Source organism: Amycolatopsis sp. SID8362 (genome assembly GCF_010550475.1).
Classification (GTDB): domain Bacteria; phylum Actinomycetota; class Actinomycetes; order Mycobacteriales; family Pseudonocardiaceae; genus Amycolatopsis; species Amycolatopsis eburnea.
Genome location: NZ_JAAGNB010000386.1, coordinates 1 through 205 on the forward strand (window position 1 = coordinate 1; position 205 = coordinate 205).

1 protein-coding gene is annotated in these 205 nt (G+C 75.1%); it reads right to left on the reverse strand.

What is annotated here, in order from left to right:
* On the reverse strand, positions 1-205 hold a 205-nt coding region (locus G3I65_RS12065; protein ID WP_160696180.1), incomplete at both ends, for an acyl carrier protein.

Below are 205 nucleotides of genomic sequence, written 5' to 3' on the forward strand. Positions count from 1 at the left end.
AGCGGCAGCCCATGCCGACGATGACGATCGGGTCGTCGGCCACCGCGGCCCGGCCCGGCGCCGGCGCGGCGGGTTCCGGCGCGCCCATCAGCTCGGCGAGCAGGAACTCGGCGAGCACCTGCGGTGTCGGGTAGTCGAAGGTCAGCGTCGCGGGCAGGCGCAGCCCGGTGACCGCGTTGAGCTGGTTGCGCAGCTCGACCGCGGT